Genomic DNA, 25,604 nt, shown 5'->3' with positions numbered 1-25,604 from the left:
TCTGAATCAGAGCTCCGGTTTGGGGGCCTGCCCGGGCAGGTCGTCGGTGGCGGTGATGGCGATCTGCGCCGTGAGGGACGCGGCCACGGTGTGGTCGATCTCGGGCTCGGGCAGGTGGTGCTCGCGCAGCACGATGAGCGACTTCGGCTCGAGCTGCAGCGCCTCGCCCGGGAGGATCGGCTCGGTGTTCGCCCGCTCGCCCGCGGTGTCGACGTACACGTCCCACTCGGGCGAGTACTCGAGATCGGGCACGTGGAAGTCCACCGGCTCGTCGCCGGCGTTGAAGAGCACCAGGAAGTGGTCGTCGCTGATGGCCTCGCCACGACGATCGCGTTCGCGGATCCCCTGACCGTTGAGGAACACGCCCACCGCGCGGCCGAAGCCGGAGTCCCAGTCCTCCGGCTGCATGAGCGTGCCGTCGGGGCGCAGCCACACCACGTCGGGGATGTTGTCGCCCTCCTCCATCTTCACGGGGCGGCCGTCGAAGAACCGGCTGCGGCGGAAGGTGGGGTGCTCCTTGCGGAGGCGGGCCAGGGCCGCGGTGAACTCGATGAGCGGGTGGTCGACGCTCGACCAGTCCACCCACGTGATCTCGTTGTCCTGCGCGTAGCCGTTGTTGTTGCCGCCCTGCGTGCGGCCCAGCTCGTCGCCGTGCAGCAGCATCGGGACGCCCTGGCTCAGCAGCAGCGTCGCGATGAAGTTGCGCTGCTGCTGGGCGCGGCGCTTGCGCACTTCGGGGTCGTCGGTCGGACCCTCCACGCCCATGTTGCTGGAGCGGTTGTGCGATTCGCCGTCGTTGTTGTCCTCGCCGTTGGCCTCGTTGTGCTTCTCGTTGTACGAGACGAGATCGCGGAGGGTGAAGCCGTCGTGGGCGGTGACGAAGTTGATGGATGCCACCGGCCGACGGCCCGAGTGCTCGTAGAGGTCGGCCGAGCCCGTCAGGCGCGAGGCGAACTCGCCCAGGGCCTGCGGCTCGCCGCGCCAGAAGTCGCGGACGGTGTCGCGATACTTGCCGTTCCACTCCGTCCACTGCGGCGGGAAGTTCCCGACCTGGTAGCCGCCGGGACCGACGTCCCACGGCTCGGCGATGAGCTTGACCTGCGAGACCACCGGGTCCTGCTGGACGAGTTCGAAGAAGGTGGCGAGGCGGTCCACCTCGTAGAACTCGCGGGCGAGGGTGGATGCCAGGTCGAACCGGAAGCCGTCGACGTGCATCTCCAGCACCCAGTACCGCAGCGAGTCCATGATGAGCTGCAGCGTGTGGGGGTTGCCCACGTTCATGCTGTTGCCGGTGCCGGTGTAGTCGGTGTAGTAGCGCTTGTCGTCGTCCTCGAGGCGGTAATACGCCTCGTTGTCGATGCCGCGCATCGAGAGCGTCGGGCCCATGTGGTTGCCCTCGGCGGTGTGGTTGTAGACCACGTCCAGGATGACCTCGATGCCCGCGGCGTGCAGGGCCTTCACCATGGCTTTGAACTCCTGCACCTGCTGACCGTGGTCGCCGGTGGAGGAGTAGGTGTTCTGGGGTGCGAGGAACGCGATGGTGTTGTAGCCCCAGTAGTTCGACAGGCCCTTGTCCTCGAGCGTGGAGTCGTTGACGAACTGGTGCACCGGCATGAGCTCGATCGCGGTGACGCCGAGCTTGCGGAGGTGGTCGATGATCGCGGGGTGGGCGATACCGGCGTAGGTGCCACGCAGTTCCTCGGGGACGTCGGGGTGCAGCTTCGTGAGGCCCTTGACGTGCGCCTCGTAGATGAAGCTCTCGGCGTAGGGCGTCTTGGGGCGGCGGTCGCCCGTCCAGTCGAAGAACGGGTTGATGACCACGCCCTTCATCATGTGCGCGGCCGAGTCCTCGTCGTTGAACGAGTCGGGGTCGCCGAACTCATAGCTGAAGACCGGCTGGCCCCAGTCGATCTGCCCCTCGACGGCCTTGGCGTACGGGTCGAGCAGGAGCTTGCTCGGGTTGAAGCGCTGACCGTTCGCGGGGTCGTACGGGCCGTGGACGCGGTAGCCGTACCTCTGCCCGGGCTGGATGTTGGGGAGGTACGCGTGCCAGACGAAGGCGTCGACGTCGACGAGCTCGACGCACGTCTCGGTCCCGTCCTCGTCGAACAGGCACAACTCGACGCGCTCCGCCCCCTCACTGAAGAGGGCGAAGTTCGTCCCGTTGCCGTCGTACGTGGCCCCGAGGGGATAACTGGATCCTGGCCATACCTGCTGCACGTCGCTCACGATAGACCAGGGAAGTTACGGCCGATGGCCCGGGTCTCCGTCGTTGACAGCACCCCTGCGGCCGACTATGCGCGTGGGCTCCTATGCCCGCTCCGGCGGGTGGACGAGGAGCTCGATCCGCTCGTCGAGGTACCGCGCCAGCGGCATGTACCCGCCCTGCGCGCTCCACTTCACCGCGGGTTCCCCGTCGCGCAGCGCGAGCGGCGCCGATCGGTCGTCGAGAGCGGCGGGATCGAGCGGATGCCACCCGATGTGCACCGTCTCGCCTTCGGGCACGCCTCCACGGTGGGCGGCGGCGGCGAGCTCGGCGCGACGGCGCTGGGATTCGGCCGGAAAGCCGCGGCGGACTTCGGCGCGCGAGCGCACGATGTCGCCGGTGGCGAGGACACCGTCGTCGGCGAGCAGCAGCACGCCCAGATGCCAGGCGCGCCCGCGGTCGACGATGCGGGAAGCACGCGGGATGCCGAGCAGACGCCGCCCCTCCTGCAGTTCGCCGAGCCGCTCGCGTGGCGCATCGGAGAGCCGGGCGCGCGCCGCGGCGAGGAGTTCTTCGACCGTGCTCACGACGCCCCTTCCCCCGCGGAGCGGGCGCGGTCGAGGTCGCGCGCGCGGGCGGTGGCGGTCTCGCGCGCCGCCGCCGTCTCCTCCGCCGCCGCGTCGGCGGTCGCTTCGGCCGCCTCGGCGTCCTTCTCCACCCGGGCGATCTCGGCGCGGAGGCTCTCCAGCCGCTCGCGGATCCGATCGGCCCGTTCCCGCGCGGTCGCCTCCCGCGCCTTCGCCGCCGTCACCGCACGGTCGGCCTCCGCGCGCGCCCGTTCCGCTTCACGGATCGCGCGCTCCGCGGCCTTGCGCGCCCGGCGCTGAGCGAGGTCGTCCCGCGCGGGAGCCTCCGCGACCGCCACCCCTTCGGGCACCGAACCGGCCACCGCCGCGCTCGGATCGACGTCGTCGGCGAGATCGACGGATGCCACCAACCGCCCGGTGAGAACGATCGCCGCCGCCTGCGGGTCGATGATGGCCGCGTTGACCGTCTTCTCGACCGCGTCCCGCATCGTCGCGCTGAGGGGCGAGCCGGCCCCGGCGGCGAGATCGGCCGCCCGCCGGGCGAGGGCGGCGACCAGTTGACGACGCTGACGCCCGAGGCGCGTCATCTCCGCCGCATCCGCGTCGTCCTGCGCCTCGCGCAGCGCCTGCGCCAGCTCGACGGCCTCGGCGAGCTGTCCGTCGCGCGCGAGCAGGTTGACCGCCCACGCCGCCAGAGTCGGTTTGCGCAGCTTCGCGATGCGGCGACCGACGGTGCCGCCGATCTCCGCGGCGCGATCGTTGCGCGCCTCGGTGAACCGGGCCGGGGGGAGGGCGAGCAACTCGGAGGCGATCTCGTCGAGGAGAGTCGCGGCGTCGCTCATCCCTCCATTCTGACCCGTTCGGTCAGAGCGGGACCACCCCGGGGCGCGGTCCGCGGATCTGCCGGTGCAGTCGTTCCATGCGGGCGTCCAGTTCGGCGGCGGTGTCGGCGGCGTCCTTGAGTTCGGCCAGCAGCTCGTCGGGGACGAGCCGGTCGTACTTGTAGTAGATCTTGTGCTCGAGGCTCGCCCAGAAGTCCATCGCGATCGTGCGGAACTGCACTTCGACCGGGACGTCCACACGCCCGGTCGAGAGGAAGACCGGCACGTCGACGATGACGTGCAGGCTCTTGTACCCGTTCTCCTTGGGCCGCGCGATGTAGTCCTTCACGTCGCGCACGGTGATGTCGTCCTGCTGGGTCAGCAGGTTCGACAGCCGGTAGGCGTCGTCGACGAAACTGCAGGTGATGCGGATACCGGCGATGTCGGTGATCGTGCTGCGGATCGAGTCGAAGTCCGGCTCGATGCCTTTGCGCCGCACCTTGTCGACGAGACTGTCGGGCGACTTCACCCGGCTCGAGACGTGCTCGATCGGGTTGTAGTCGTGCATCTCCTGGAACTCTTCGCGCAGGATCGTGATCTTCGTCTCGACCTCGGCGAGACCGAACCGGTACTCCATGAGGAAGCGCTGGAACTCGTCGCGCATCGCGCGGAGCGAGGCGCCGGACACCGTGATCTGCTGATCCTCCAGCGGGTCGGACATGTCTCCGACGCTACCGGCGACGGCTACGAGCGCCCTGGGAGGTCACTCAGCCGCGGGCGGAGACGAGCGAGGGATGAGCTCCCCGTCCACGACGTCGATTCCGGTGAGCTGATCGAAGACGTCGGGGAGGTCGCCGGCGTCATCGGGTTCGGGGAGGAGGGGGAATCGGCTGTCGCTCACGGCGGGGTCCTTTGGGTGGGTGAGACCACCCTGACAGAGCCGTCTCGCGCAACGGGTGGCCTTGACACCCCGGCGAGGGCCACGTAGATCCCCGCAATCCCGCCGGTATCGTGGAGGCCATGGGCACGATCTTCTACGGCGGCGGCGGGACGGCAGTCCCCATCGAAGACCGCGCGTTGGCGCATCTCAAGGTCGTCATCTCCACCAAGCTCCGCCGCGGCGAGAGCTTCACGCTCTCCTGGCAGCACCCCGACGACCAGCCGCGCGGACGCAGCACGCTGTGGCTGCACCCGGCGATCCCGCTCCGCTTCGTCTTCGACGACGCCGAGCCCACGAAGCTCAGTCGCGAGTGGATCGAGCGCCTGGCGGATTCGGCCAACTCGTCGGGCGGGATCATGCTCGTCCCCGAAGACATCGCGCCCGCCGAGGACGCGTCGAAGCGCTGAGGTCAGCCCTCTTCGACGAGGGTGTCCTCCGACGGCTCGGGCGTGATCGCGAGCCCGTTCGGACCCGAGGCCGCCAGCATGAGGTCTTCGACCCACACGCGGTTGATGCGCGGCTGACGGCTTCCGTAGAAGTGGAACTGGATCGGCACCGACGGGTGCATCCAGAAGCTGCGGCGCCCACTGCCGTCACCGACTTCGACGTCGAACATGAACGACTCCGAGCGCCGGAGCTTGTTCATCACGACGATGCGGAGGTGCGCCAGCGTGCGGTCATCGATGTCGACGGCGTTCGCGACGGTGTCGTAAATGAAGCGGCCCATGGGAGCGAGCCTATCCGAACACCCGCGCGTGGCCGCCGCGCGAATGCCATGGCACGGGCCGTCGAATCAAGCCCCCGGGCGCGGGCAGGTCGGCGGTGTTGACTGATACGCGTGGGAACGTTGTACTACGGCGATGTCGCGACCCCGATCGAGATCGAGGATCGCGCGCTCGCGCACGTCAAGGTCGTGATCGCCACCAAGCTTCGCCGCGGCGAGAGTTTCACGCTGTCCTGGACGCACGGACCCGGGCAGGAAGTGGGGCGCAGCACGGTGTGGCTGCATCCCTCGATCCCGCTGCGCTTCGTGTTCGACGACCCGGAACCGGCGTTGCTCAGCCGCGCGTGGGTCGAGGAGCTGGCCAACTCGGCGAACTCCTCCGGCGGGCTGCTGCTCGTGCCGGAACCCGGGGGCGACGCACCGAAGACCTGAGTCAGGCCGAGCGCTGGTCCAGGATCTCGCGTGCGCCCTCCTCGACGGCGGTCGGCACGACGAGCGGGCGTCCGGCGGAGAACGCCTCCCACTCGCGCAGGACCACCGTCTCGATGTGCACGGGGTCTTCTCCGGGGTAGTCCAGGCGCAGTCGCGTGACGACCGAGTGGAGGGATGCCACCGGCACGCCGTCCACCGTCTGGACGGCGTCGACGGCGGTCACGCTCGTGCGTGCCTCGATCGCGTTCTCGTCCATGACTTCATGGTTCCACGGACGCGGACCGATTCCTAATACTCGGAATTCAACTAGGCTTCCTAGTTTCTTACGCGCGAAGTGCATCGCGGTCAGAGCGAGACGTCGGCCCCCATCGACGACTCCGCGGCCTCGTGGTGCGGGTCGACCTGATCGACGGCGTCCTGGAGCCGGCCGAGGCAGGCGATCACCGTCGCGGCCTCCTCGGGGGTCATGTCGACGACGGCCGCCATCATTCGCGAGTGCATGGAACCGAGGGTGGCGCGCACCTCGGCGTCGCTCGCGGCGGTCGCCACGATGTAGATGCTGCGCCGGTCGGTGGGGTGCGGCACCCGGGTGACGTGTCCGGATTTCTCGAGCCGGTCGACGATCGCCGTCGTCGACGCCGTCGAGACGCCGAGGTAGCGGGTCAGCTCGCTCGGTGAGACCTGACGGCCCTGCCCGGAGGCGCGCAAGAGGTAGCGCAGCACGAGGAGCTCGTTCTCGCCCATCGACATCGACTCGCGGGTCCGACGGCGCATCGCGACCTCGGCCGCACGGTACACGCGGAACGCCTGAAGCACTTCCACCGCGCGACGGCGGCGGTCTTCGTCGCTTCCCCCGTACCAGTAGCGCGACGACTGCGAGGCGTTCTCCACCTCGGCATCCTACGTCAGCGGCGCACGACGGAGCCCCTGCCGATTCGTATGGCGTACAGGTACGATGGTAAATATATCGGCCCGCTACTTGATGGGTAATTGAGATACGAGGAACACGAACTATCCCGATCAGGGGGTGACGAGAACATGACCACGGAAGAAGACGTGGTGAAGGCCGTCAGCGACCTGTCCGAGTCCGGCGCCGTCTCCGAGCGCGTCGCACTGCATTCCCTCGGCATCGGCCCGAACGACGCCAAGGTGCTGCGGTTCCTCCTCGACCGCGAAGAGAGCGGCGAACAGGTGACTCCCCGCCTGCTCGCCGAGATGCTCCGCATCTCCTCCGCCGCGACCACGGCCCTCATCGATCGTCTCGCCGACGCGGGGTGGGTCGAACGCGTCCCGTTCCCCGGCGACCGCCGCTCGATCGTCGTGCGTGCGACGATCGCCCAGGACTCCCCGGCCCGCCACCTGCTCGCGGTCCGTCGCTCGTCGGTCGCCGAAGCGGCATCGCGGCTCGGGGCGGCAGAGCGCCGCGTCGTCGCGGATTTCCTCGACGAGGTCGCCCGCGCGGAGACGCAGCGCGTGGAGCACCTGCAGTCCCGCGACTGAGGACGGTCGGGTGCGGCATCCTGGAGGGGTGCCCGAACGGATCCGCCCCGCCGACCTGGACGTCCAGGTATACCGGGACGGGCCCGCGCAGACCCGCGTGACGATCGTGTCGTCGGGGGCGACGAGCGAACGTGCTTTCGTCCTCGTGGCGGGGATCGGCGTCGCGGCGAGCTACTTCGAGTTCCTCGCTCCGCTGCTGGCGGAGCACGGCGACGTCTACGCGCTCGACCTGCCCGGCTTCGCCGGGATGCCCGCGTCCGGCGAGGAGCCGACGGCGGCGTTCTTCGCCGACCAGGTGGAGAACGTGATCGCCCACTACGGCCTCGTCGATCCGGTGCTCATCGGTCATTCGATGGGCACGCAGGTGGTGACCGAGGTGCTGACCCGCCGCGACGACATCACGCACGCCGTGCTGGTGAGCCCCGTCGTCGACGAGGCCGAGGCGAGCGCGCTCGTCCAGGCGGTGCGCTTCGTTCAGTCGACCGTCCGGGAGTCGGTGCACATCGCGATCATGGCGTTCTCGGCCTACCTGCTGTGCGGGATGCTCTACTTCATCGAGGTGCTCCCGCACATGCTGCGGTACCGGATCTCCGACCGGATCGGCCTGGTCCGGGCGCGGCTGCTGCTGATCCGCGGCGAGTTCGACCGCCCGTCGCCCCGACGCCTGCACTCGCGGCTCGTCGCCCGCGCCCCCCATGCGCGCCGGTGGGAGATCGAAGGGGCCGCGCACTCGATCATCAACGGCCACGCCGTCGGCGTCGCCCGCCTCGTGCACCGGCACCTGGCCGACGACCTCGCCGCGCGGGGACGGATGCCAGCCGCCGAGGCGAAGGTCCCGCCCGCGCGGCACACCGATCTGCAGATGGTCCTGGATGCCACGGCCAGCCGCATCGTGGAATGGTTGAGCGCCGTTCGCCGCGATCAGGACGGCGTCGAGCGCGCCAAGTCACGTCACGCCCGCCTCCTGTGGCGGGCCTACGTCTCGCGTTCCTGAGCGTCAGCCCACCCGCTGCCGCGAGGTCGCGGCATCCAGCGCCCGGTCCAGCGCCGCGGCCGTGGCGAACCGCACCGCCGCGGGGACGGCCGCGAGGAAGCCGCCCACGAAGGTGTCGCCCAGGCCGATGGTCGTCGGGCGCGCGACGTCGACGACGTACGCGGGTACGCCCACGGCCGGCAGCCGCTGCTCGGCGGCCGCGACCACGGCGGCCCCTCCCGCGTGACGCGGCAGACGCGCGGTGTCGTCGAGATCGTCCGCGCGACACGCGTCGCCGAGCCGGTAGCGCGTCGCCGCGGTGCGGGTCGCGCTCTCCAGCGCGGCGCGGTGTCGGGCGGCCTCCGGCCCGACGGCCACCGCCCAGTACTTCGTGTGCACCACGAGAGCGGGTGCCGGGATCAGCGCGTGGGCCTCCGCGAGCGCCGCGACGACGTCGTCGGGGGACAGCAGATCGAGGGGCCGGCCGAGGTACTCCTGCAGCTCGTCCTCGTTCATGCCGTACACGTCGATGCGCTCCATCAGACGCGTCCGCACGAGACCGGCGAACGAGCGCTCGTAGAACCCGGCGTCCTCGTAGTACACGAGCGCCGACGGCGGCAGGCGCCGCATGGCGGCGCGCACGTCCTGCAGCCGACGGTCGAGCAGCGCGGCATCCTGCATCGTGTTGAACCCCGACACGAGGAACGCCGACGCCTCGGCGAGGGCCTCGCCCAGGTCGGCGGCGATCGCCATCTCGCGGTTCGGGGCGTCGTTGGCGAAGATCAGGCGATTGGATGCCGGAGCGACGACCTCGCCGCCCTCGACGCGCACCACCGCCCCCTGGGGGTACTGCACGATGAGGTGCGGGTCGAGGGTGTCGCGGGTGGCGGAGGAGACCACGCGCATGGACGGGGGCAGGAGGCGCCGGACATTGTCGTCGATGCTCACGAGATGCTGCACCGTGGGCACGCCGATGCGGTCCAGCGCGATGCCCGCCCGGACACCCGTGCCACCGAGCGTGACCTCGACGTCGAAGTGCGCGGCGAAGCGTTCGACGATCTCGCTCGACAGGACGAAGCGCTCGCCTCCCCCGCCCGTGGCGAGGAAGGCGAGAACCGTGACGACGAGGGCCCGCTCGTCGATGATCGGCGTCGTGGTGGTCAGCTCGTCCCGGTGGATGCCGTACTCCCCCGCGAGGGCGCTGAGCACGTCGGCATCCCACCGGATCTCGTAGTCGACGGTGCCGCCGAGTCCGAGGACGAGGTCTCCTGCCATGACGCCGATCCTCCCCGATCAGTACAGGTCGGCCTTGCCGGCGGCGCCGAACAGGTCGATCTTCTCGGCCGCGGTCACCTTCATCGCCGCGATCGGCTCGGGCTGGATCGCGTTCGGCTCGCGGAGACGCCGGTCGGTGCCGAGCACCTCGCGCATGCGGTCGTGGTACGCGACCTTGATGTCGCTGGAGATGTTGATCTTGTTGATGCCCAGCGACACGGCGCGGGCGAGCTCGGCGTCCGGGTTGCTGGATCCGCCGTGCAGGACGAGCGGGATGCCGACGGCGGCCTTGATCTGCTCGAGCAGATCGTGCCGCAGCTCGGGGTTCTTGTCGGACGGGTACAGTCCGTGCGAGGTGCCGATGGCGATCGCCAGGCTGTCGACGCCGGTCTGCTCGACGAAACGCACCGCGTCGTCGACGTTCGTGTAGATGATCTCGGCCGCGCCCGACTCGCCGTAGCTGTCGTTCGCGCCGATCGTCCCGAGCTCGCCCTCGACCTGGATGCCGGCCGCGTGCGCCGCCTCGACGACCTTGCGGGTGATCGCGACGTTCTGCTCGAACGGCTCGAGCGAGGCGTCGATCATCACCGACGTGAAGCCCGAGTGGATGGCCGTGATCATCTGCTCGTACGACCCGCCGTGGTCCCAGTGGATGGCGACGGGAACGCTCGACCGGTGGGCACGGGCGTGCATCGCGGGGATCAGATCCGTGGTGATGTGCGACACCTCGTCGGGGTGGATGGCGATGATGACCGGGGCGGACTTCTCTTCGCTGATGTCCATGATCCCGGTGAACATCGCCCAGTCGGAGATGTTGAAGGCCGGGATGGCGAAGCTGTGGGCGTTCGCCACGTCGAGGATGGACTTGCCGGTGTAGAGCACGGATTTCTCCTTGTCGGGGTGGTGGTCGAGAGTCAGCTCTTCACCGAGCCGGCCGTCAGGCCGCTGATGAAGAAGCGCTGGAAGAAGAGGAAGAGGACGAGCACGGGGATCGAGCCGAGGATGCTCATCGCCATGATCTGGTTCCACTCGTACGAGTGCTGGCCCATGAGCAGCTGGATGCCGATCGGCACCGTGCGCATGTCGAGGGTGCGCGTGAGGGTCAGCGCGAAGAGGAACTCGTTCCACGCGATCATGAACGTGTAGATGCCGACCGACACGATCCCGGGGATGGAGATCGGCACGAGGACGCGCCAGAGGGCGGTGAACGATCCCGCGCCGTCGACCCGGACCGCCTCGTCGAGCTCCTTCGGGAGGGTGTTGAAGTAGCCGGTCATCATGATGATCGCGTAGGGCAGCGTGAACACCATGTAGGTGAGGATCAGGCCCGGGTAGGTGTTGTAGAGCTTCAGGGTCACCATGAGCCCGAAGTAGGGGATCAGCAGCGTGATCGGCGGGACCGCCTGGACGCTCACGATGATCACGTTGACGATGCGCTTGCCGCGGAACTCGAACCGGCTGAACGCGTACGCCGCCTGGATCGCCACGAGGAGGGTGAGGATCGTCACCGCGCCCGCGACCACGTAGCTGTTGATGAAGAAGCGCACCGTCTCGGGCGTCGTGAAGATCTTCACGTAGGCGTCGAACGAGAACGTGTCGGTGATGAGCCGCGGGGGGAGCTCGAAGATCTGCGTGTTCGATTTGAACGAGCTCGAGAGCATCCACAGGACCGGGCCGGCCGCGAAGACGGCGCCGAGGATCAGTCCGATCAGCACTCCGGTCCGGGCGACGCGGGTGCGTGCGACGGTGGTCAGGGCCATGTCAGTCCCTCGCCTTCTGGTGGCGGACGTAGAGGACCGCGATGATCAGGGACATCGCCAGCACGAGCACCGCCGAGGTGGAGGCCGTCGAGAAGTCGTACGTGGCGAACGCGAGCTTGTAGGTGTAGGTGCTGAGCATCTCGGTGACGTCGATCGGGCCACCGCCGGTGGTCAGCCAGATGAGGGCGAACTGCTGCGACGTCCAGATGAGGTCGAGCAGCACGAGGCTGACGATGATCGGGCGCAGCTGCGGGACGGTGACGTTCCAGAAGCGCTGGACGGGGCTCGCACCGTCGACCGTGGCGGCTTCGTACAGATCGCTCGGGATGCCCTGGAGGCCGGCGAGCAGGCTCACCATGAAGAAGGGGTAGCCGGCCCAGATGTTGATGAAGGTGACCGTGCCGAGCGCGAGCTGCGGCGAGGCGAGCCACTCGATGTTCGTGTTCAGCAGGAAGTTGACGATCCCGTTGGGGGCGAGGAGCATGCGCCACAGGACCGCGATGACGGCGACCGTGAAGAGCCAGGGCAGGACGTAGAGGCCGCGGAAGATCGCGCGGGGCACGGCGCCGATGAGGCGGCTGTTCAGCAGGAGCGCGAAGCCGAGGCCGAGGACGAGGTGGGCGGCGACGCTCGTCAGGGTGAAGAAGAGCGTGTTGCCGGTGGCCTTCCAGAACCCCGAGTCGGTGAGGACCGCCATGTAGTTGTCGAGCCCGACGAACTGCGGGTTCTTGTTGGTGATGACGTTGTCCTGGAACGAGTAGCCGATGACCATGACGATCGGCACGATCATCAGCACGAACAGGAGGATCAGCGTAGGCGACAGGAAGCCGTAGGCCTCGGAGGTCTTGCGGAGCTGGCGCGTGCGCCGGGACGCGGGGCGCCCCGTGACGATCAGCTCGGTATCGGGGGGAGTGAGGGTGCGCATGGTCATGGTGTGCGGCCTTCCTGGCGGGGATGCCGCACCGCCCGGCTTCATCGGTGCGGCATCCCCTGTCAGCGTCGGATCAGAACTTCGACGTCCACTCGTCCTGGGCCTTCTGCAGCGCGTCCTTCATGGACTGCTGGCCGTCCAGGGCGGACTGGAACTGCTCACCGAACTGGCGCATGAGCTCCTCGGCGACGGGGAGTCCGGTGAATTCGTTCGCCGGGTAGCCGGCCTTGTAGATGTCGAACGCCGTCTTGAACAGGGCGTCGTCGTTGACGAAGTCCGGGACGGACTCGGTGTTGCCCGGGAAGGCCTTGGCCATCGTGGACAGCTGCGAGTTGACGTCCTTGCCCATCAGGAACGACACGAGCTTGAACGCGGCGTCCTTGTGCTCGGAGTTCTCGGCGACGCCGATGCCCCACGAGGCGTACGGGATGCCCCGCTCACCGGTGAAGCCGTCCTCGGCGGGGATGGCCGAGATCGAGAACTTCAGGTCGGGGTTCGACTCGCGGATGAGGTTGATGTGGGCGAGCGAGTCGATCATCATGCCGACGCGGCCGTTGGTGAACTCCTCGACCTTGTCCTGCTCCTTCATGGTGAAGGATCCGGGCGCGATGACCCCGTCGTTCCAGAGCTGCTGGATGTAGTCGGTCGCCGACGTGACGTCCTTGTTCGTCAGGTCGGGCTTTCCGTCCTTGAGCATCGATCCGCCGGAGGCCCACACCCATGACATGACGTCGTTCTGCACGCCGTTGGGGGCTTCGAGCGAGAGCGGGAGCACCCAGCCCGAGACGTCGCCGCCGAGGGCCTTGATCTTCTTCGCCGCGTCGGCGAACTCGGTGCGCGTGGAGGGGGGTGCGCTGACGCCGGCCTGCGACAGCAGGGCGTCGTTCGTGAACATCGGGTACACGAAGTTGACGACCGGGATCATGTAGGTGCTGCCGTCGACCTTGATCTGGCTGGCGAGCTGGCTCTCGTCGTAGCCGGAGTCGCTCATGAGCTTCGACAGGTCGGCGATGACGCCCTGCTTGGCGAAGTCGCTGACCCACGCGCCGTCGAGACCGACGACGTCGGGCATGGTGCCGGAGGCGGCACCCGCGAAGAGCTGCTCCTTGGTCGAGGCGTACGGGCCGCTGACCAGGTCGACCTTGATGCCCGGATTCTCCTGCTCGAAGGTGTCCATGAGCGCGCGGAACTGACCGTCGGGAAGCTCGGGCTCCCACCACTGGGCGAACTCGATCGTCACGTCACCGCCGTCGGAAGGGGCCGCCGAGTTCGACGAGCACCCCGCCATCGCCAGGAGGGTCGTGGCCGCTGCGGCGGCACCGACGAGCTTGATGGCGTTTCGACGCCCGCGCCCGCTGTTGTCCATCGTTTCTCCTCATTGAGATCTGCTGTTATTCGCGCTGTTCTGCGCGTTCTTGCGTCTTTCAGCATGAGTATGCGCGGATCTGCGGCGTGCGTCAAGGTTGCGATGCAGATTCGTGACAATTCCGGCACGCGACAGCGTCCATCTCCCGAAAGAAACGCAGAATTGTGCCGTTTCGTGCGGATTTCGACCGAAAGAGGTCGATGGATTTGCCGCTCTGTGCTAGAGATGACGGCATGGAGGGCACAACCACTCACACCAAGAAGCGGCTCCCGGCCGGGCGGAAAGCCGAGCTCGCCGCGTACGTCGCCGAGACCGGGCAGGTCACGGTCGTCGATCTCGCGTCGCACTTCGGCGTCTCGATCGACACCGTGCGCCGCGATCTCGATCAGCTCGACCGCGAGGGCATCGTCGTACGCACGCACGGAGGTGCGGTGAGCGCGATGTCCGTTCCCGGACGCGATCGCGGGCTCGACGTGCGCCTGCAGATGCAGACCGCCGAGAAGGAGAAGATCGCCGCGATCGCCGCCGATCTCATCGAGGACGGCTCCGTCGTGATGCTCAACGCGGGGACGACCACGCTCGCCGTGGCGCGGGCGCTCCGCAACCACCGCAACCTCACCATCGCGACGAACAACCTGCGCATCCCCGCCGAGATCTCCCCCGGCGTCTTCCGCGACCTGTTCATCTTCGGCGGCGCGGTGCGCACGATCACCCAGGCGACCACAGGTCCGGTGACGCTCTCGGCCGCATCCAACAGCGCCGACGTGGAGATCCGCTGCGACTACGCGCTGATCGCGGTGGGGGCCGTGGACGCCTCCGGCTTCTCGACCAGCAACCTCGGCGACGCGACCATGATGAGCGAGATGATCCAGCGCGCCGATCGCACCGCGATCCTCGCCGACTCCACGAAACTCGACCGGCGCCTGTTCGCCCAGGTCGCGGCGCTGGAGAAGGCCGACTACCTCATCACCGACGCCCCTCCGTCCGCAGCGCTCGCCGCGGCTCTCGAGGAGGCCGGGGTGACGGTCCTCACACCCTGAGGATCAGACCGTGAGCAGCACCTTCGTCGCGCGGCGTTCGTCCATCGCGCGGTAGCCTTCCGCGGCCTCCTCGAGCGGGAGGGTCAGGTCGAAGACGGCGCCCGGGTCGATCTCGCGGTCCCAGATGAGCTGGATGAGCTCCGGCAGGAAGCGTCGCACGGGCGCAGGACCGCCGTGGAGGTGCACCGCGGAGCGGAACAGCTCCTGACCCTCGAGCGTGACGTCGTGCGAGACGCCGACGAACCCGATGTGCCCGCCGGGGCGCGTCGAGCGCACGGCCTGCTCCATCGACTGCTGCGTTCCGACGGCCTCGATGACGGAGTGCGCACCGAGCCCGCCGGTGAGTTCCTTGACCTTCGCGATCCCCTCGTCGCCGCGCTCCTCGACGATGTCGGTCGCGCCGAACCGGCGCGCGAGCTCCTGGCGGTCGGCGTGCCGCGACATCGCGATGATGCGCTCGGCGCCGAGCTGCTTCGCGGCCAGGATGCCGAGCAGCCCGACGGCGCCGTCGCCGACCACCGCGACCGTCTTGCCGGGGCCGACCTCCGCCGCCACCGCGGCGAACCAGCCGGTGCCGAGGACGTCGCTCGCGGCGAGCAGCGACGGGATGAGGTCGGCATCCGGCTGCCCGGGGGTCGCGACGAGAGTGCCGTCGGCGAGCGGGATGCGGGCGAACTCGGCCTGGGTGCCGACGCGCCCCATCGGGACGACGTGCACGCAGCGCGACTGATACCCGGCCTGACAGATCTCGCAGGTGTTGTCCGAGGCCATGAACGAGCCGACGACGAAGTCGCCCACCTTCACGTTCTCCACCGCGTCACCGATCTCGGTCACGACCCCGACGTACTCGTGGCCCATGGGGGTGGCATCCACGGTGTCCGCCCCGCGGTACGGCCAGAGGTCCGAGCCGCAGATGCAGGACGCGGCGAGGCGGATGATGGCATCCGTCGGCTCCTGGATGACCGGGTCTTCGCGGTCTTCGACGCGCACGTCGCCGGCGGCGTGCATGATGACTCCACGCATGGGGGCTCCTCTCGGGTGGAAGGTCTCGACCACAGGTCTACTCCTCCCACCCGGGCGGCCGGCCGGGCTTGCGCGATCAGAACCCCGTGGACAGCACCCGGTCGAGCATGTCGGCGAAGTAGTCGGCGGAGGCGCGCGAGACGCACAGCGGCGGCTTGATCTTCAGCACGTTCTGGTGGTCGCCGGTCGGCTGCATGATCACGCCGAGTTCGAGCAGGCGGTCGCAGATCGCGGCGGTCTCCTCGGTCGCGGGCTCGAGGGTCTCGCGGTCGCGCACGAACTCGAGGCCCAGGTACAGCCCCGACCCGTGCACGGTGCCGACGAGGGGATGCCGCTCCCCCAGCTCCTCGAGACGGGCCTTGAGGTGTCCGCCGACGACGCGGGCGTTCTCCTGCAGCTCTTCGTCCTCGATGATGTCGAGCACGGTCATGCCCACGACCGAGGACAGCGGGGAGCCTCCCGTGGAGGAGAAGAAGTAGCCCTGTGTCCGGTAGCGGTCGGCGATCTCGCGGCGCGTAATGACCGCGCCGAGCGGGAAGCCGGCACCGATCGACTTCGCGACCGCGACGATGTCGGGCACCACGCCCTGCTGCCGGAAGCCCCAGAACCACGACCCGAGACGGCCGAAGCCCACCTGCACCTCGTCGGCGATCGCGAGGCCGCCGAGCTCGCGCACCGCGGCGTAGACCTCGCGGAGGTAGCCGTCGGGGAGCGCGACACCCCCGGCGTTGCCGTAGAAGGTCTCGCTGAGGAAGGCCGCGGGCGCGTGCCCTTCGGCGGCGAGAGCGCGGATGCGTTCCACCGCCTCGGGCGCGTAGCGCGCGGCATCCGCCCCGCGGTGACGACCGCGGTAGGAGTTCGCGGCGTCGACCGTGTGCACCCAGTCGGGGCGGGTCTCCAGGGCGTTGGGGTTGTCGGCGATCGAGGTCGACACCGCGTCGCTGGCGTAGGTCCAGCCGTGGTACGCCTCGGCCATCGCGATGACGTCGCTGCGGCCGGTCGCGGCCATGCCGAGACGGATCGCGAGGTCCACCGCCTCCGAGCCGGAGTTGACGAAGAACACCGTGTCGAGTTCGTCGGGCAGGGTGGCGGCCAGCCGCTCGCCGTACTCGGTGATCGCGGCGTAGTGGAAACGCGAGTTGGTGTTGAGCAGCCGCGTCTGACGCGAGACGGCGGCGTGGATCCGCGGGTGCGCGTGGCCGACCGAGGCGACGTTGTTCACCATGTCGAGGTAGACGCGTCCGTCGACGCCCACGAGGTACTCGCGCCACCCGCGCTCGATCTGCGGCGGCCGGGAGTAGTAGTGCTCCTGCACCTCGGCGACGACGGCCTCACGGCGTTCGAGCAGATCGTCCGGTTCGGGCGCGGGCGCGGCGACACTGAGCGCGGGGGTCGCATCGCCGATCACGGCACGCCAGCCGGGCAGGTCGCCGGGCCGCACCGCATCCGGGATCTCCGCGGGGTCGAGGGCGCTGAGCAGCACGCGCACACGTGTCCGGGCGGGCACCTCGACCGTGCCCGCACCGGAGCTCGGGATGCCGTCTCCCACGCGCACCGAGAGCGCGCCGTCGGGCAGTTCGAGGCTCGTCGGCGTCGCGAACCACACCGACGCGGCCGTCGGCACGGTCGCCGGCTCCTCGGGAGTGCGGGACGGGGCGCCCAGGAGCGTCGGCACGAGGGCGGGGAGGACGACCGCGTCGGCGCCGCCGTCGATCAGGCGCTGCGCCGCCCGCTCGAGGGCATCGGCGTCGAGCCACGCCCCTTCGTCCGACAGCGGCGACAGGGTCGTGGCATCCAGGACGACGGGACGGAGCGTCGCGGGGAGGATCGGTGCGCTCTCCCAGGCCGGGAGGTCGGAGGTCGGGCGGCCGAGGGCTCGGCGGATGCGGGCGGTCGCGACCTCGACGGGCACGGCGACGGCACGGCGGAGGATCTCGAACTCGCGGTCGAGCGCGTTGGTGGCGTAATCGTTCGCATCGTCGAGCCGCACCTGCTGACGGCCGCTCAGCACGAGGACGACCCCGCGCAGCACGACGAGGGGCCACAGCGCCGTGATCTCGTCGTCGGACAGCGGGCGGCGACGATCGAACGCCGCGATCGCGGGCAGGGTCGAGGCGTAGGTCGCGCCGTCGTGGTGGAGCACCGACGACACGGTCACCGCGATCTCCCCCACGGACCACGATTCGATGACGTCGCCGAAGTCGATGACGGCGTCGGGGAGGGTCGCGACGCCGTGCGGGCGCAGGACGTTGTCGTCGGTCACGTCGAAGTGACCGAGTTGCCGCGGCAGGGCGGCGGCGACGGGGTGCAGCACGGCGAGGGCGGCGGCCGTGGCCGCGGCGCAGTACTCGCGCACCTCGGCATCCGGTTCGGTCGCGGAGATCTCGGCGATCACGCGCTCCGCGTGCTGCAGATCCCACTGCAGCACGCGACCGGACGCGGGGTGGGTCTGCCCCGCGAGCGCCACGCTGACCGCGGCCGAGAGTTCACCGAGGCGTTCGACCACGCGCGGCGACAGGTAGCCCGATCCCATCAGGGTCGAGCCCGGGACGAACGAGATCACCCGCGCATGCAGCCGCCCCTGGCTGGTCTGCCACCAGCCGGTCATCGGACCGCGGGGGCCCTCGACGATCTCGGGGACACGCAACCCCGGCTCGGCCCGCGCGACGGCGGCGGCCGCGGCATCCTGCATGTCGATCTCGATCTCGCTGAACACGGGGTTGCTGATCTTCAGCACCCCCAGCGGCTCGCCGCCCCCGGCGGGGCGGACGAGGAAGTTCTGGTCCTGCTGGCTGCCGAGGCTCTGGAGCTCGACGTCGAGCCCGTGCACGTCGCGGAGGAGCGCGACGGCCTCATCGGTGGGGAGGGTCGGAGTCGGCAGCTCGCCGGCCGTGAAGTAGTCGAACAGGGTGTCGGTCATGACGGGCTCCATGGGGCGCGGAACGGGTGGGGCGGCAGCGCCCCGGGTCTTCGGGTGACGAGAAAACACTAGGGCGGCGCGGCGCCCCGGGGAACGGGACGCCGCGCCGGACGGGTCAGGCCAGGACGCGCTCGGGAGCCGGGGCCTCGTCGTCGAACTCGACCTCGGGCGGGCGACGACGGAATCCGCGCGTGAGGATCGCGAGCCAGCCGATGCCGACGGCGATCCACACCAGACCGACCGTGAGCGCCAGCGGCGAGAGGCTGAACCACAGCCACGCGGTCAGGGCGAACCCGAGGGCGGGGAGCACTCCGTAGCGGAACACCGCCGCTCCCCCGCGCCTCTTCTCATCGATGAGGAAGTGCTTGATCACCGACAGGTTCACCAGCGAGAAGGCGGCGAGCGCGCCGAAGCTGATGAGGGATGCCACGGTGTTCAGGTCGGCGAAGAGCGCGGCCAGCGACACGACGCCCACGAAGATCGCCGCACCGATGGGCGTCTGGTAGCGACGGCTCAGCCGCGCGAAGAACCGCGGCAGCACGCCGTCACGGCCCATCGCGAACAGGATGCGAGAGACGCTGGCCTGCGAGGCGAGGGCCGCGGCGATGCAGCCCGCGATGTAGGCCACGAGGAAGAAGACCTCGAGCCAGCGGCCCGCGGCCACCTCCATGATCTGGTTGGCCGCGGCATCCGGGTTCGTCAGGTCGGCCACGTCGGGGATGACGAGCGTCGAGACGTAGGCGATCACGGTGAAGATGAGTCCGCCGATGATCGTCGTGAGGATGATCGCGCGCGGGACGGTGCGCTGCGCGTCGCGCGCCTCCTCCGACAGGGTCGAGATCGCGTCGAAGCCGAGGAACGACAGCGCGAGCATCGCCGCGCCGGCCAGCAGGCCCGGGAAGGTCAACCCGGCGTCGTACAGCGGCTGCAGGAGCGAGACCCCCGGGTTCTGGGCGACGTGGGCGATCGCGCACACCACGAACACGGCGGCGAACACCAGTTGCAGCCCGACCAGGACGAGGTTCGCGTTTCGCACGACCGTGATCCCGACGATGTTCAGTCCCGTGATGAGCAGCACGCCCGCGAGCGCGAACACCCAGGGCGGGATGCCGGGGAGCTGCGCGTTGAGGTAGATGCCCATGAGCACGTAGTTGATGAGCGGCAGCAGCAGGTAGTCGATCATCAACGACCAGCCAGTGAGGAAGCCGACGTGGCCGCCGAACGCCCGACGTGCGTACGTGTAGGCGCTGCCGGCACGCGGGAACGCCTTCACGAGGGCGGCGTAGCTGAACGCGGTGAAGAGCATGGCCACGAGCGTCACGAGATACGCCGTCGGCACGTGGCCGCCGGTGGTGACGGCGACGAGGCCGTAGGTGGTGAACACGGTGAGAGGCACCATGTACGCCAGGCCGAAGATGACGAGGGAGGGCACTCCCATGACTCGCCGCAGCGAGGTGTCGGTGGAGGACATCGGGTTCCTGTTCGGGTCAGAGAACGGCGGCCGCGGGGACGGCGAGGAAGGTGGGGATGCCACGGCGCCAGGTGCCGCGGACACGTGCATCGGCGATCCGGGACGCCGGGGTGCGGCGGATGTCCCGGTCGATCCAGACGAGGTCGGCGACCATTCCGGGTCGCAGGGTCCCCCGGTCGTCCTGGTCTCCGGCCTGGTGGGCGACGCCGAGGGTGGCGGCGTCGAGGGCCTCGTCGACGGTGAGGCGCTCGTCGGGCTGCCATCCACCGGCGGGGAGTCCGTCGGTGTCCTGGCGGGTGACGGCGGTGCGGATGCCGGCGAGCACCTCGGGCGAGGTGACCGGCCAGTCGCTGCCGAAGCTGAGGCGGGCACCGGCCTTCTGGGCCGAGTGCATGCGGTACTGCCGTTCGCGCCCGGGTCCCAGGCGCGGAAGAGTGAGGTCGGTCATCACCGCGTCGGGCATGGCCCACTGCGGCTGGAAGCAGAAGGTCACGTCGAGGTCGGCCAGGCGATCGAGGTCGACGGGGTCGATGACCTGGGCATGCGCGATCGTGAGCCGGCGCCCCCCGCGGAGGCTCTCGCGGATCCGTTCCGCGGCGTCGATCGCGGCACGGACCGCGGCGTCGCCGATCGCGTGCAGGTGCACGTCGAACCCGGCCGCGTCGCACGCGACGACCGCGTCGGCCAGCTGATCCGGCCGCCAGTTGGGGAGACCCCGGGTCTGGGCGTCGTGGTAGCACTCGAGCAGGTGCGCCGTGTGGTTCTCGAGGATGCCGTCGACGAAGAACTTCACCGTACGGCAGGTCAGTCCCGGTTCGTCCCGCACCGCTCGGGCGGTGCGGCCGAGGTGCTCCAACTGGCCGGGCCACCGCTGCGGGTCGGCGCGGAGCGCGAGGTCGACGTCGACGGCCAGTCGGCCGGCGCGCGCCGCGGCGATCCAGGACGGGACGTCGTGCTCCTCCGCCCACGCCTCCTGCGCCCAGGCGATGCCGTGGGTCGCGAGGTGCTGCGTGGCCCACGCCAGCGCGTCGACGTCCGCGGCCAGGCCCGGCCGAGGGGCACGATCGAGCACGAGATCGATCGCGGGCCGCTCGACGAGGGTGCCGCGCGGGGACCCGTCGGCCCTTCGCAGGATGCGCCCGAGGGCGGGGTCGGGGGTGTCGGCATCCACCCCCGCGGCCTCGAGGGCCGCCGTGTTGACCCATGCCGTGTGGTAGTCCCACGCGTGGAGCACGACCGGGCGGTCGGAGACGGCCGCATCGAGCCACCGTGCATCGAACACGCCGCCGTCGACGAGAGTGGCGTCGTAGCTGCCGCCCACCAGCCACGGCTCGTCGGACTCGGCGGCCCACGCGCGCACCCGCTCCACGATCTGGTCGACCGAGCTCGCATCGCGCAGGACCGGGCCGCTGCGCTCGCGCCCCGCCAGGAGCGGATGCGCGTGACCGTCGCGAAAAGCGGGGAGCAGCAGCCCGCCCTCGAGGTCGACGGTCTCGGCGTCCGCGGGCACGGGATGACCGGGGTCCGCGATCACCCCGTCGACGACGACCAGTCGGTCGGCGTCGGGGCCGACGCCGTCGACCCGGATCGCGCCACCGTGGAATACGACGACCGCCATGGAAACCTCCTCGAGACCACGCCCGAATGAAACATACAGCGTAGGTTTTACGAACGCTACGGTTTCCTTCCCGCGGCCGTCGCCCGTTTCGCCGACTCTTCACCGCACCGATACACCGTCGAAACACGAGCGATCGCGTAGCGTTGTCGCACCCCGACCGAAAGGCTCCGTCGTGCCCCGGCCGTCGCATCCGAAGCTCTCCCGCGAAGCGATCGCGCGCGCAGCCCTCGCCCTCGTCGACCGCGACGGATCCGACGGGGCGAGCATCCGCCGCGTCGCCGACCGATTGAACGTGCACCCGACGTCGCTGTACAACCACGTGCCGAACCTGGCCGCCCTCATCGAGGACGTGCGCGCCCTCGTCTCCGCACGCATCGACTCGACCGCCCTGCGCGAGCGGGAGTGGGAAGAAGGTCTGGCGCTCTGGGCGCGCTCGTACCGCGACGCGTTCCGCCGACATCCGAAGACCATCCCACTGCTGATGTCGCACCGGTCGTCCGCGCCGTCACTGATGTCGCAGTACGAGGACTTCGCGTGCGCCGCCGAACGCGTCGGCTGGACGAGCGACGACATCCTGCCGCTCCTGACGGCTTTCGAGTCCTTCATCCTCGGCAGTGTGCTCGACATGTCCGGGCCGAGCGTCATGTTCGACCCCACCGGCCAGGAGGCGACCGTCCCCCGTTTCGCCGCCGCCTACGCGGCGCTCGAGTATCACGACCCGGTCGACCCGGTGGCCACTCGGGCGTTCGAGCTGGGCCTCGGCCTGCTCATCGCCGGGGCGCGCCCACGGCGCTGAGGCTCACATGCGGGCGTAGCGCGAACGGGCGAAGCAGAACAGGCCGTAGACCACGAGTCCCGCGCCCACGAGCCAGAGCACGATCTGGCCGAACGGGAGGCCCGCGAGCGTGCGGAGGGCTCCATCGAGTCCCGTCGCGGCGTTCGGGTCGTGGGTGAGCGCCGCGACCACGAACAGGATGCCGGCCACCCCCACCGCGATGCCCTTCGCGATGTATCCCACCGTGCCGAACGCCCGGATGCCACGGCCCGCGGCGCCGCTCGGGACCGAGATGCTCTTCAGGAACGCGCGGGTGATGCCGCGGACGACGAACGCCACTCCCACCGCCGCGACGGCCACGCCGACGAGGACGAGGAGGAAGACGCCACCGGGCGACGCGAGCAGGGTGGCGCTGAAGTTCTTCGTCTGCTCCGAGGACTGCGATCGTCCCCCCATCGCCGCCGTGAATGCGGTGCCCGCGATCGCCGCGTAGGCAACCGCGGTACCGACGTACTTCACCCGATAGCCCCACCGCTTCTTGGCATCCGGGTTCCGCTCGACGACGGCCTCACTGATCTGCCAGATCGCCAGCGCCGCGAGACCGACGACGATGACCCACAGCAGGAGCAGCCCGGCGGGAGCGGCGGCGACCTGGGCCAGCGCTCCCGACTGATCGGCGCTGTCCCCCGCGCCGCCGGTGGCGATCGTGATCGCGATGACGCCGATGAGGAGATGGAGCACCCCGAGCACGACGTACCCGACACGGGCGGCGACACGGAAGGCGGTCGAGTCTTGTGCTTTGTCTGCGGCGGCGCTGGCGGATGTCATCCGTGCACCGTAGCGCTCACGGCGCCGGGACGGCAGCCCGTTGCGCTCGTCGCTCTCGTCCTGTTTCGACGGCCGCCCACACGAGTGTCGCCACCGCGATCCCCTCGAGCAGGCCCGCCGTGACGTCCGACAACCAGTGGGCGTGCAGGTACGTCCGGCTCCACATCATCAGCACGACCCAGATCGCACCGGCCGCCCACACCCATCGCCGCCGCAGGATGAGACCGAGGGTCACGACGATGGTGGTGGCCACCGCCGTGTGGCCCGAGGGGAACGACGTCGCGACCGTCTCCGCCAGGGAGTCGGTGGGGCGCGCGCGGGCGATCACCGCGGCCATCGGCGCGCCGATCGCGACGACCAGGGCGATGGCTCCGCCGACGTTGAGCGCATCCCACGGTCGTCGGAGCACGAGGAACACCACCGTCGTCGCGACCCCGATCAGGATCATGCCGATCGTGCCCCCGACGATCGCCGGCACCCACGCGACGATGACACCGACCGGCGACGCGATGGCCGACATCGTGTCATCCCACGCCGCATCGACCGGCAGCGGCGCCGAGTTCGCCAGGGCGACGAAGAGTCGCAGGGCGACGAAGAGCACGGTGGCGACGACGCCGACGACCAGCGCACGCGCACGGCGCGCATCGGGGGCGGCCGGCGCGATCGGGGCGGCGGGATCAGCCGAGGGGCGGTCGGCGGTGGCATCCATCCCGCGATCTTCGCAAAAGCGGTCGGGACGGAGCGAGAGCTTGCGCGAACGCGGCGAGGCGCTTTCTCGCCGCGACCGTCGAGCGACGCCCGCGTCACCCCGGGAACAAACTCGACAGAGCCCAGGCCCAAACGCTGACCACCGCGAGCATGCCGAGGCTGTAACCGACGGACGCCCGCAGGATCTCGCCCTCTCTCCCCGACAGCCCGACGGCGCCCGCGGCGATGGCGATCGATTGCGGTGACACCACCTTCGCGGTGGTGCCGCCGGCGGTGTTCGCCGCGATGAGGAGGTCGGGTTGAACACCGATGCGCTCGGCTGTCGCGACCTGGAGAGGACCGAAGAGCGTGTTGTTGTTCACCACCGATCCGGTGAGGAACACCCCGATCCACCCGATGATCGGCGCGAAGAGCGGGAAGAGCGGGCCCACCGCGGCCAGCGCGCTCCCGATGCTCGCCGACCCTCCCGAGTAGTTCGCGATGTTGGCCAGCACGAGGATCGCGGCGATCAGCACCAGTGCTCGCCAGAGCTCGCGCAGCGTCGCGACGAGCTCGCGCCCGAGATCGGCCCCGGACAGGCGCGGCGTCGTGAAGAACGAGACGAGCACCGCGAGGAGGATCGCCGTGCCGGTGGCGCTCAGAGGAGTGAGATCCCAGGTCACCGCGACGGTCGTGCCGCTCGCCGTGGCGACCTCCCCCGTGAGGCCGGGAATCGGCAGCTTCACCACCGCCGCGCTCAACGGGCCACCGGCGCCGAACAGCGCCTTGAACCACGGCAGGCTCCACACGAGGATGAAGCCCGTCAGGATGTAGAACGGGCTCCACGCCACGATCACTTCGCGCGCCGTGTGCCGCTCGACCGGGGGCGCCTCGGCGCCGCCCTCGCGGAAGACGTGCCGAGGCTGCCAGACGCGGCCGAAGAGGAACAACGCGACCATGGCGCCCAGGCCGGCCCCGAGATCGGCCAGCTCGGGGCCGAGGAACCACAGGACACCCGCCTGGATACCGCTGAACACGACGCTCACGAGGAGCACAGCCGGCCACGTCTCCCGCAGGCCCCGCCACCCGTCGAGGATCACGACGAGAAGGAACGGAACGAGGAACGTCAGCGGCTGCAGCAGCAGAACCATCGTGCGGGACAGCTCGGCGACGTCGATCCCCGCCACCTGGGCGCCGACGATCACCGGGATGCCGATGGCCCCGTACGCTCCCGCCGCCACGTTGGCCACGAGCGACAGCATCGCGGCCTTCACCGGGCGGAACCCCAGCTGCACGAGCAGCGCCGCGCAGATCGCGATCGGAACGCCGAACCCCGCGGCCCCCTCGAGGAATGCCCCGAAGGCGAACGTGATCAGCAGGACCTGGATGCGCTGATCGGTGGAGATGCCCGAAATCGAGGAGCGGATGACATCGAAGCGTCCGCTCGCCACCGCCAACCGGTACAGCCACACGGCCATGACGATGATGTACGCGATCGGCCAGACCGCCGTGAGGAGGCCGATCAACGCCGAGCCGGCGATCGCAGGAGCCGGCATCCCGAAGACGAATGCCGCGACGATCACCTCGGCGAGGACCGCGATGCCCGCGGAGACGATCCCCGTGAGCTTGAGCACGACCAGGCACAGCAGGAAGATTCCGAGCGGGACAGCGGCGACGAGCGCCGACAGCCAGAGGTGGGACAGGGGATCGACGTTCTGGGTCCACAA

The 25,604-nt window shown here is 69.7% G+C and carries 26 protein-coding genes; 6 read left to right on the top strand and 20 right to left on the bottom strand.

Annotation, left to right across the window (positions count from 1 at the left end; translation table 11 throughout):
- Nucleotides 1-6 precede the first annotated feature (6 nt).
- The 5 genes from glgX to BGO45_RS15120 form a co-directional block, all read right to left on the bottom strand.
- Nucleotides 7-2,229, bottom strand: a complete 2,223-nt coding sequence (glgX, locus tag BGO45_RS15140; protein ID WP_292695726.1) for a glycogen debranching protein GlgX — start codon at nt 2,227-2,229, stop codon at nt 7-9.
- 81 nt (nt 2,230-2,310) lie between these two features.
- Nucleotides 2,311-2,793 (bottom strand): glutaminase, encoded by a 483-nt coding sequence (locus BGO45_RS15135; RefSeq protein WP_292695724.1) that lies wholly within the window; start codon nt 2,791-2,793, stop codon nt 2,311-2,313.
- Entirely contained in the window at nt 2,790-3,635 is an 846-nt protein-coding gene (locus tag BGO45_RS15130; RefSeq protein ID WP_292695721.1) for a transposase, read from the bottom strand. Before BGO45_RS15130 ends, BGO45_RS15135 begins: the two co-directional genes overlap by 4 nt.
- 22 nt (nt 3,636-3,657) lie before the next feature.
- On the bottom strand, nt 3,658-4,335 hold the full coding sequence (locus tag BGO45_RS15125; RefSeq protein ID WP_292695719.1) for a GTP pyrophosphokinase family protein: 678 nt from the start codon (nt 4,333-4,335) through the stop codon (nt 3,658-3,660).
- A 42-nt stretch (nt 4,336-4,377) separates the two neighbouring features.
- The gene (locus BGO45_RS15120) at nt 4,378-4,515 is read right to left on the bottom strand and encodes a hypothetical protein (protein ID WP_292695717.1); all 138 of its coding nucleotides are present in this window, start codon (nt 4,513-4,515) and stop codon (nt 4,378-4,380) included.
- 119 nt (nt 4,516-4,634) lie between these two features.
- On the opposite strand from BGO45_RS15120, the gene BGO45_RS15115 reads away from it, so the two are divergent.
- Nucleotides 4,635-4,961, top strand: a complete 327-nt coding sequence (locus BGO45_RS15115) for a hypothetical protein (RefSeq protein ID WP_292695714.1) — start codon at nt 4,635-4,637, stop codon at nt 4,959-4,961.
- 2 nt (nt 4,962-4,963) lie between these two features.
- On the opposite strand, the gene BGO45_RS15110 is transcribed toward BGO45_RS15115, so the two are convergent.
- Nucleotides 4,964-5,281: a hypothetical protein gene (locus BGO45_RS15110; RefSeq protein ID WP_022879211.1), complete on the bottom strand. Its 318-nt coding sequence runs from the start codon at nt 5,279-5,281 to the stop codon at nt 4,964-4,966.
- 111 nt (nt 5,282-5,392) lie between these two features.
- Between BGO45_RS15110 and BGO45_RS15105 the strand changes: the two genes are divergently transcribed.
- Nucleotides 5,393-5,710 carry a hypothetical protein gene (locus BGO45_RS15105; RefSeq protein ID WP_292695708.1) on the top strand — a complete coding sequence of 106 codons (318 nt, stop codon included), beginning with the start codon at nt 5,393-5,395 and terminating at the stop codon, nt 5,708-5,710.
- 1 nt (nt 5,711) lies between these two features.
- Here BGO45_RS15105 and BGO45_RS15100 read toward each other — a convergent pair whose 3' ends face one another.
- Nucleotides 5,712-5,966: a hypothetical protein gene (locus tag BGO45_RS15100; RefSeq protein ID WP_076491581.1), complete on the bottom strand. Its 255-nt coding sequence runs from the start codon at nt 5,964-5,966 to the stop codon at nt 5,712-5,714.
- Nucleotides 5,967-6,055: 89 nt separating this feature from the next.
- Nucleotides 6,056-6,601, bottom strand: a complete 546-nt coding sequence (locus BGO45_RS15095) for a MarR family transcriptional regulator (protein ID WP_076491584.1) — start codon at nt 6,599-6,601, stop codon at nt 6,056-6,058.
- Between the two features lie 147 nt (nt 6,602-6,748).
- On the opposite strand from BGO45_RS15095, the gene BGO45_RS15090 reads away from it, so the two are divergent.
- A complete protein-coding gene (locus tag BGO45_RS15090; protein WP_292695703.1) occupies nt 6,749-7,210 on the top strand; it encodes a MarR family transcriptional regulator in 462 nt (153 codons plus the stop codon).
- A gap of 28 nt (nt 7,211-7,238) precedes the next feature.
- Nucleotides 7,239-8,204: an alpha/beta fold hydrolase gene (locus BGO45_RS15085; protein ID WP_292695701.1), complete on the top strand. Its 966-nt coding sequence runs from the start codon at nt 7,239-7,241 to the stop codon at nt 8,202-8,204.
- Nucleotides 8,205-8,207: 3 nt separating this feature from the next.
- Here the strand turns inward: BGO45_RS15085 and BGO45_RS15080 are convergent, their stop codons facing one another.
- The 5 genes from BGO45_RS15080 to BGO45_RS15060 form a co-directional block, all read right to left on the bottom strand.
- Nucleotides 8,208-9,458: an ADP-dependent glucokinase/phosphofructokinase gene (locus BGO45_RS15080; protein ID WP_292695699.1), complete on the bottom strand. Its 1,251-nt coding sequence runs from the start codon at nt 9,456-9,458 to the stop codon at nt 8,208-8,210.
- 18 nt (nt 9,459-9,476) lie between these two features.
- Nucleotides 9,477-10,340, bottom strand: coding sequence for a ketose-bisphosphate aldolase (locus BGO45_RS15075; protein WP_076491598.1), 864 nt, complete (start codon nt 10,338-10,340; stop codon nt 9,477-9,479).
- Nucleotides 10,341-10,372: 32 nt separating this feature from the next.
- A complete protein-coding gene (locus tag BGO45_RS15070; RefSeq protein WP_076491601.1) occupies nt 10,373-11,218 on the bottom strand; it encodes a carbohydrate ABC transporter permease in 846 nt (281 codons plus the stop codon).
- A 1-nt stretch (nt 11,219) separates the two neighbouring features.
- Complete coding sequence (locus BGO45_RS15065; RefSeq protein ID WP_292695695.1) at nt 11,220-12,149, bottom strand: carbohydrate ABC transporter permease; 930 nt, start codon at nt 12,147-12,149, stop codon at nt 11,220-11,222.
- 73 nt (nt 12,150-12,222) lie between these two features.
- On the bottom strand, nt 12,223-13,515 hold the full coding sequence (locus tag BGO45_RS15060) for a sugar ABC transporter substrate-binding protein (protein ID WP_292695692.1): 1,293 nt from the start codon (nt 13,513-13,515) through the stop codon (nt 12,223-12,225).
- Between the two features lie 233 nt (nt 13,516-13,748).
- Between BGO45_RS15060 and BGO45_RS15055 the strand changes: the two genes are divergently transcribed.
- Nucleotides 13,749-14,555 (top strand): DeoR/GlpR family DNA-binding transcription regulator, encoded by an 807-nt coding sequence (locus tag BGO45_RS15055; protein WP_292695689.1) that lies wholly within the window; start codon nt 13,749-13,751, stop codon nt 14,553-14,555.
- Between the two features lie 3 nt (nt 14,556-14,558).
- Here the strand turns inward: BGO45_RS15055 and BGO45_RS15050 are convergent, their stop codons facing one another.
- The 4 genes from BGO45_RS15050 to BGO45_RS15035 form a co-directional block, all read right to left on the bottom strand.
- A complete protein-coding gene (locus BGO45_RS15050; protein ID WP_292695686.1) occupies nt 14,559-15,578 on the bottom strand; it encodes a zinc-dependent alcohol dehydrogenase family protein in 1,020 nt (339 codons plus the stop codon).
- A 76-nt stretch (nt 15,579-15,654) separates the two neighbouring features.
- On the bottom strand, nt 15,655-18,498 hold the full coding sequence (locus BGO45_RS15045; protein ID WP_292695683.1) for an aminotransferase: 2,844 nt from the start codon (nt 18,496-18,498) through the stop codon (nt 15,655-15,657).
- Nucleotides 18,499-18,613: 115 nt separating this feature from the next.
- Nucleotides 18,614-19,969 carry an APC family permease gene (locus tag BGO45_RS15040; RefSeq protein ID WP_292695680.1) on the bottom strand — a complete coding sequence of 452 codons (1,356 nt, stop codon included), beginning with the start codon at nt 19,967-19,969 and terminating at the stop codon, nt 18,614-18,616.
- A 16-nt stretch (nt 19,970-19,985) separates the two neighbouring features.
- Nucleotides 19,986-21,587, bottom strand: a complete 1,602-nt coding sequence (locus BGO45_RS15035) for an amidohydrolase (protein ID WP_292695677.1) — start codon at nt 21,585-21,587, stop codon at nt 19,986-19,988.
- A gap of 172 nt (nt 21,588-21,759) precedes the next feature.
- Here BGO45_RS15035 and BGO45_RS15030 point away from each other — a divergent pair, with 172 nt between their 5' ends.
- A complete protein-coding gene (locus BGO45_RS15030) occupies nt 21,760-22,383 on the top strand; it encodes a TetR/AcrR family transcriptional regulator C-terminal domain-containing protein (protein ID WP_292695673.1) in 624 nt (207 codons plus the stop codon).
- Nucleotides 22,384-22,386: 3 nt separating this feature from the next.
- On the opposite strand, the gene BGO45_RS15025 is transcribed toward BGO45_RS15030, so the two are convergent.
- The 3 genes from BGO45_RS15025 to BGO45_RS15015 form a co-directional block, all read right to left on the bottom strand.
- Nucleotides 22,387-23,190, bottom strand: a complete 804-nt coding sequence (locus BGO45_RS15025) for a DUF1206 domain-containing protein (RefSeq protein ID WP_292695671.1) — start codon at nt 23,188-23,190, stop codon at nt 22,387-22,389.
- Nucleotides 23,191-23,206: 16 nt separating this feature from the next.
- The gene (locus BGO45_RS15020) at nt 23,207-23,899 is read right to left on the bottom strand and encodes a phosphatase PAP2 family protein (protein WP_292695670.1); all 693 of its coding nucleotides are present in this window, start codon (nt 23,897-23,899) and stop codon (nt 23,207-23,209) included.
- A 94-nt stretch (nt 23,900-23,993) separates the two neighbouring features.
- Nucleotides 23,994-25,604 (bottom strand): L-lactate permease, encoded by a 1,611-nt coding sequence (locus BGO45_RS15015; RefSeq protein ID WP_292695928.1) that lies wholly within the window; start codon nt 25,602-25,604, stop codon nt 23,994-23,996.

It is taken from the genome of Microbacterium sp. 71-36, assembly GCF_001898305.1.
Taxonomy (GTDB): Bacteria; Actinomycetota; Actinomycetes; order Actinomycetales; family Microbacteriaceae; genus Microbacterium.
Note: the sequence above shows the minus strand (reverse complement) of the source record. Positions and strands in the feature narration are given on the sequence as shown.